Genomic DNA, 5,262 nt, shown 5'->3' on the forward strand with positions numbered 1-5,262 from the left:
CACACCCACTCCATTTTCTTCTAAGTGCTCGGAAAACTCCTGAAAATTACTTGTCTGTTGCTTTGCCAAATCAACTACTTCTCTTACTTCATCTTTCCAGCTTCGCTCATTTTTCTCTAATAATGAATGTTCTGCTAATGTATAGCGAATCTCTGCTTTTTGGCTAGCCACTGAAAGTCCATTATCTTCACAAATTCTATCATTTTCGGATTTTACTAATTTTATTTGGCTAGCATTACTTTGATATTTTCTACCTGTTTCCATATGTACAGAGTTAATCACAATGTGATTATGAATGTGTTCCGTATCGTTATGCGTGTAAATAGCAACTTGATGTCCTTGTGCAATCGATTCAGCAAGTTGTCGCCCTAAATCATTGGCTTGTTCCGCTGTCACTTCCCCTGGTTTAAAGGATTGAATAATGGTATGCGCCTGTACACCTGTATCCTTTCCATGTACCATCCTAACGGCCTTCATTTGCGACTTTGCAAACTCCGGCATACAATTGACACCACTTTGCACAACCGCTCGTTTCTCGGCATAATTAATCACCTTAGAACAACTCTTCGAATTCCCTAATTTAGTTGTTGCCATAAGGCTGCCAACTCTCTTTCTACTTCTTTCAAATTCTTTTCAATCAAACTGTCCATCTGGTTTCCACCAAATCGACCGGACTGTCTCATATTGCAATACTTTGCGATTTGGTTCACGTTGTTCCCAATTCGATTCAATTCCGTAATAATCTGCAGACTGCTTTCTTTATCAAATTTTGGTTTCATCATGCGAGCATTTTGCACCTTCATTTTTGCGAAAGCCGTCACACTCATACTCAAATTGTCAGCTGACGCCTTTAATTTTTCGTAATCTTGCTCATTCACTCGAAAGCTAATTTGTATACTATCTCTTCTTCTTGGCTCTTTCTTTTTCGCCAAAGAATTGCTAGATACTGCATTACGCTCCTCGTTCATTTCCAACCCCTCCAGTCCCGTATTTGAGGGTTGATATTTTGCCCTTGGCTCTCTATCAACCGCTATGACTTCGATATGTTTATATCTCTAGCATAGCGCAACCTCAAACACTTGGCAAGCGACGTATTTGCTAGCCACTTCACTCCGTTCAGTGTCTGCAAATACCACTTGTTGGGGGACGTTTCACTTTCCCCCAATCCCCCTTTTAAAAACAAAAAACGTGGTCTAGCTGTTCCTCAATGAACGCTATTTATTCCACGTTTTCTTGACCACGAGCCTCTAAACCCTCAAACTCCCGAAGGCAATCCCACCGGTCAAAAACCGCCCGATGGGACCACCTCCAGTAGTTTGCATGAGGGTTCCCCTCATAATAAAGAAACTTTCGCGGCATAATCGCTCTGTTTCTCTATACAAAAAAAGAGTGTGGATCCACACTCTTTTCCTTGCCTACTACGGTAAGGCTACTCCTAGTTTCGGTTTTTTATTTAGCCGAGCGTACTCCGAAAAACTGCTCCTATCTTATCAATCATTTTAACACAAATCCTGAAAAAATAACGAAGTATAGTATACCCCAAAGTATATTATACTTCTCTCTTGTCTTCGCCCTTGCGGCGCAAGGGCATGGCAATTGTTTCGTCCGTTCCTTTTCCGTCATTTTGTAGCAAGCTTTTCCAAGATTCCCTACACTTTCTCTCCTGTTTAGGGAATCTTGGCGAAAACAACAGACTTCTCGCCCCTCAGAAAGCCCTCTAAACGTTTTTAACTTGTCTACATGACCAAATTACTTACTGAACGAAACAAACATCTTAAAACGATTGTATGAGCCTTTAAAAAGCCTTCAAATTTGTTTTTACTTCGTAACAAATTTGAATACATAGTACATGAAAAATAAAAAAGATAAAGATGCGAGTCTACCAGCAATCGATTCTTTTATAAATCTCATAAGTATTATTTTGACAAGCAAACCTAGAAATAATGGTATAAAGATCACCATCGCAAATTTGATTGCTAGGTCATTTATAGTGGGGTTAAATGGTTCAAATTTAATCATGATATTCATTTACCTATTCTTTATTATTTTGTTTTTATATTACGATACACTATTTTATGTGCTAAAAAAAGATAAATTTCCCCTTGTTTTTGGGTGTGAGGTAATGGCTGGGGTGAAGCGAAGCGAGGGGCTAGCCCCTTTTAGTGTCATTAAAACATGGAATAAGAATTTATTCATGAGCAGTAGAACTAAGCGGTTCGGCAGATATAATTGCTAATCCAAGTCGTGCTACCTAATTCCTCGTTTTTGGTATGTTCGGCTTGGCGATATGCCCACATCTGCCGAATTCCTCTAAGCAATGGAAAAAAGGGTGGAGATTTTTCAAGTGAAGTTCTTGAAAAATACTACCCGACCATTGCTTAGAGGAAAGCTTATTTTTTATATAGTCGAATCCAAAACCCAAAACCATGGTACAAGATAAGAGAGGAGAAAGTTGTTGTGAAAATAGTGTTTAAGATAGATATATCAAGGGTTTAAGAGGTTTTTAGGCATTACATGAGTCATGTAAGACTATTACACGACTCATGTAATGATGTTATATGAGTCGTGTAATTATAATTACAATGATTTATTGTAACGTTTTGTTTTTTACTCTTTACATCTATTACAACGATTCGCTATATTCTTTCTCCTGTTTAGGGAATCTTGGCGAAGACAACAGACTTCTCACCCCTCAGAAAGCCCTCTGAGCGTTTTTAACTTGTCCGCATACAAAAATACTTGGTGATCAAAACAAACGTCTTAAAAAGATTGTATAAGCCTTTAAAGAAGGTTATCCTCCCTTGTTTTTGGGTGTGAGGAAGTGGCTGGGGTGAAGCGAAGCGAGGGGCTAGCCCCTTTTAGTGTCATCAAAACATGAAGTAAGAGTTTATTCGTGAACAGTAGAATTAGGCGGTTCGGCAGGTACAATTGCTAATCCAAGTCGTGCTACCTAATTCCTCGTTTTTGGTATGTTCGGCTTGGCGACATGCCCACACCTGCCGAATTTCGGAATGCAGTGGAGGAAAGGTGGAGATTTTTTGAATGTTTTTTTTCAAAAAATACTACCTGACCATTGCATGGAGAAAAGCTCTTTTGATTATAGAAGAGAGTAAATCAAAGGTAAAAGTGGAATAAACCTATATATATCAAGGGTTTATAGAGTTTTGAGCACTTAACTTTTGTTTAGTCTTTACTTAACTTTTGTTTAGTGCTCGCTTAATTTGTTTTTAAGTATTTACTTTACTTATTATTTAGTATAAAATTTAAAATGTTAAGTGGATACTAAAATGAAAATTTAGTAAGAGGAGATTTACATTATGCCAAAATATGATAAAAATTTAGAATACCATGCAGATACACAAACACTAATAGGGGAAAGAAAGAGAGAATTAATAGATACACAAACAGGAGAAGTAATTCATGTAGACCAAATTACAAAAAGAGCCTATGGCGCTAAAAATTTTTGGAAAATGTATTTAATGGATTTCTTAACAGTTCTAGGGATCATAGATAATAAACAATTAGATATTTTTATTTACATAGCAGAAAATACAAATCAATCTAATAACTTGTTTATAGGAACGTACAAACAAATCTCAAAAGATGTAGGAGTTTCCGAGCCTACCATTGCAAAATTAATGAAAAAGCTTCAAGAAAATAACTTTATCAAGAAAAAGCAAAACGGCGTTTATCTTGTAAACCCTAATATCATGATGAAAGGCAATGATACAAAGCGCCAAATCCTCTTGAATTATTACGAAGAGGACAAACCTTTAAACTCTGTTGAAATCTTGAGGGGAAAACAAAAAGCATTACCAGAACAAAATTGTTCTTCAGAACCTCAATTACTCGAAATAAAAGAACATGAAGAATAGGAGTAGTACCATGAAGAAGTATATCGCTGAATTAAATTTTGAATACGAAGATGGTGATTTTCAAATCCCTTTAACCGCTATTCAATTACAAGCTATTTTTAAAGTTTTAGGCATGAAAATAGATACAGAGGAACAAAGTGTATCAGCCTATGGAGAAAATATGATAGCGAGATTTATGAGTGAGGAGTATCAAGAAAATCCGTTTCACTACAAACTTTCTAATAACCCTAAAATTATTGATGAACGCAAAAAATAAATAAAAAATGTTCCCTGCATACTGAAATACAGAGAACACCATGCTAAATAAGTTCCTAGGCCTATTTGCATGTCTCCAGTATGCAGGAACGTTTTATATAAATCAAACTAAATTACTGGAGGCTTTATTTATGAATTTAAAAAAGTATATTAACAACAAATTTATGGTTTACTGCTTTGAAATTGGATTTGAATCTGCTATTGCTAGGGTTCAACAGGAATTACAAGAAATAAATCTTAACCACTTTATCTACCAAGATTTATTTTTACGTGACCCAGAAAGTATTGCAAAGAAAACGGAAGAAGTAACAAATACATATCATGCCTTACTCAATAGAAATACTGAACAGTGGTTTTTCATATATAGAGCTAAAACATTAGATTTTCATAGTGCAAAAAAACTCTTTAAACAACTTGAAGAATTAAAATTACAATCGCAACATTAACATACAAAAGGTGCTGATCCACTACATGGATAGCACCTTTTTGTTATACCAATTCAGCATGTCTGCGTTTCGGAATTTGCTCCCATGCTATTTTTGTTTTTATATACTGTCCGTTTATAAAATCCACTTTGTAAGGTTCACCATCAAATAACATGATGTTATCTGTATCCGAAATCATAGGTAATACTGATTTTTTGGGTTCAACGCTCTCTTTCTTGAGAACGGCGTCGCCATTCTTCATAACGTTTTTTACGTTTTTGCTCTTCTCTAACATCTCTACCCGCTGCAAGACCGATTCCATCCATGATTGTTGGTTTTTCATTAAGTCTAGGGTTTGGCTCACTAACTCGACTACTATCGTGTTTTGCTCCGTTGATTTTCTCTCTAGTTCGCTCAACTTCGCTAGTAAATCGTGTTTCAGCATCTCTATTTGACGTATCTCTTTTTTGTTCTGTATTTCGTCTTTCAAACTCATCCTCTACACCTTCTTTCGTGTACAACTCCCCTAATTTCTTTCCACGTACTTTTTTATTTTCGTTCATATGGGTATATGTAATGGTTTTTCCTCGAACCGACACACCCACTCCATTTTCTTCTAAGTGCTCGGAAAACTCCTGAAAATTACTTGTCTGTTGCTTTGCCAAATCAACTACTTCTCTTACTTCATCTTTCCAGCTTCGCTCATT

7 protein-coding genes and 1 pseudogene are annotated in these 5,262 nt (G+C 36.2%); 3 read left to right on the forward strand and 5 right to left on the reverse strand.

Going from position 1 to position 5,262, the window contains the following annotated elements; translation table 11 throughout:
- The 3 genes from MR168_RS32100 to MR168_RS32110 all read right to left on the reverse strand — a co-directional run.
- On the reverse strand, positions 1-594 hold a 594-nt coding region (locus tag MR168_RS32100; RefSeq protein ID WP_242291747.1), incomplete at its 3' end, for a relaxase/mobilization nuclease domain-containing protein.
- Positions 576-968, reverse strand: a complete 393-nt coding sequence (locus MR168_RS32105) for a MobC family plasmid mobilization relaxosome protein (protein WP_242262399.1) — start codon at positions 966-968, stop codon at positions 576-578. The genes MR168_RS32105 and MR168_RS32100, both read right to left, overlap by 19 nt.
- A gap of 850 nt (positions 969-1,818) precedes the next feature.
- Positions 1,819-2,028, reverse strand: a complete 210-nt coding sequence (locus tag MR168_RS32110; RefSeq protein ID WP_242262397.1) for a hypothetical protein — start codon at positions 2,026-2,028, stop codon at positions 1,819-1,821.
- A 1,289-nt stretch (positions 2,029-3,317) separates the two neighbouring features.
- Here MR168_RS32110 and MR168_RS32115 point away from each other — a divergent pair.
- From MR168_RS32115 to MR168_RS32125, 3 genes are all read left to right on the forward strand, one after another.
- The gene (locus tag MR168_RS32115; RefSeq protein WP_001127312.1) at positions 3,318-3,875 is read left to right on the forward strand and encodes a replication/maintenance protein RepL; all 558 of its coding nucleotides are present in this window, start codon (positions 3,318-3,320) and stop codon (positions 3,873-3,875) included.
- Positions 3,876-3,885: 10 nt separating this feature from the next.
- Positions 3,886-4,131 carry a hypothetical protein gene (locus tag MR168_RS32120; RefSeq protein ID WP_000759847.1) on the forward strand — a complete coding sequence of 82 codons (246 nt, stop codon included), beginning with the start codon at positions 3,886-3,888 and terminating at the stop codon, positions 4,129-4,131.
- A gap of 130 nt (positions 4,132-4,261) precedes the next feature.
- A complete protein-coding gene (locus MR168_RS32125; RefSeq protein ID WP_001049714.1) occupies positions 4,262-4,576 on the forward strand; it encodes a hypothetical protein in 315 nt (104 codons plus the stop codon).
- A gap of 43 nt (positions 4,577-4,619) precedes the next feature.
- On the opposite strand, the gene MR168_RS33535 is transcribed toward MR168_RS32125, so the two are convergent.
- Positions 4,620-4,754 (reverse strand): hypothetical protein, encoded by a 135-nt coding sequence (locus MR168_RS33535; RefSeq protein WP_277931509.1) that lies wholly within the window; start codon positions 4,752-4,754, stop codon positions 4,620-4,622.
- Between the two features lie 22 nt (positions 4,755-4,776).
- Positions 4,777-5,262: pseudogene (locus MR168_RS32130) on the reverse strand (relaxase/mobilization nuclease domain-containing protein); the annotation flags it as partial.

Origin of the sequence: Bacillus cereus group sp. BfR-BA-01356 (assembly GCF_022663635.1) — a bacterium.
GTDB lineage: Bacteria > Bacillota > Bacilli > Bacillales > Bacillaceae_G > Bacillus_A > Bacillus_A cereus.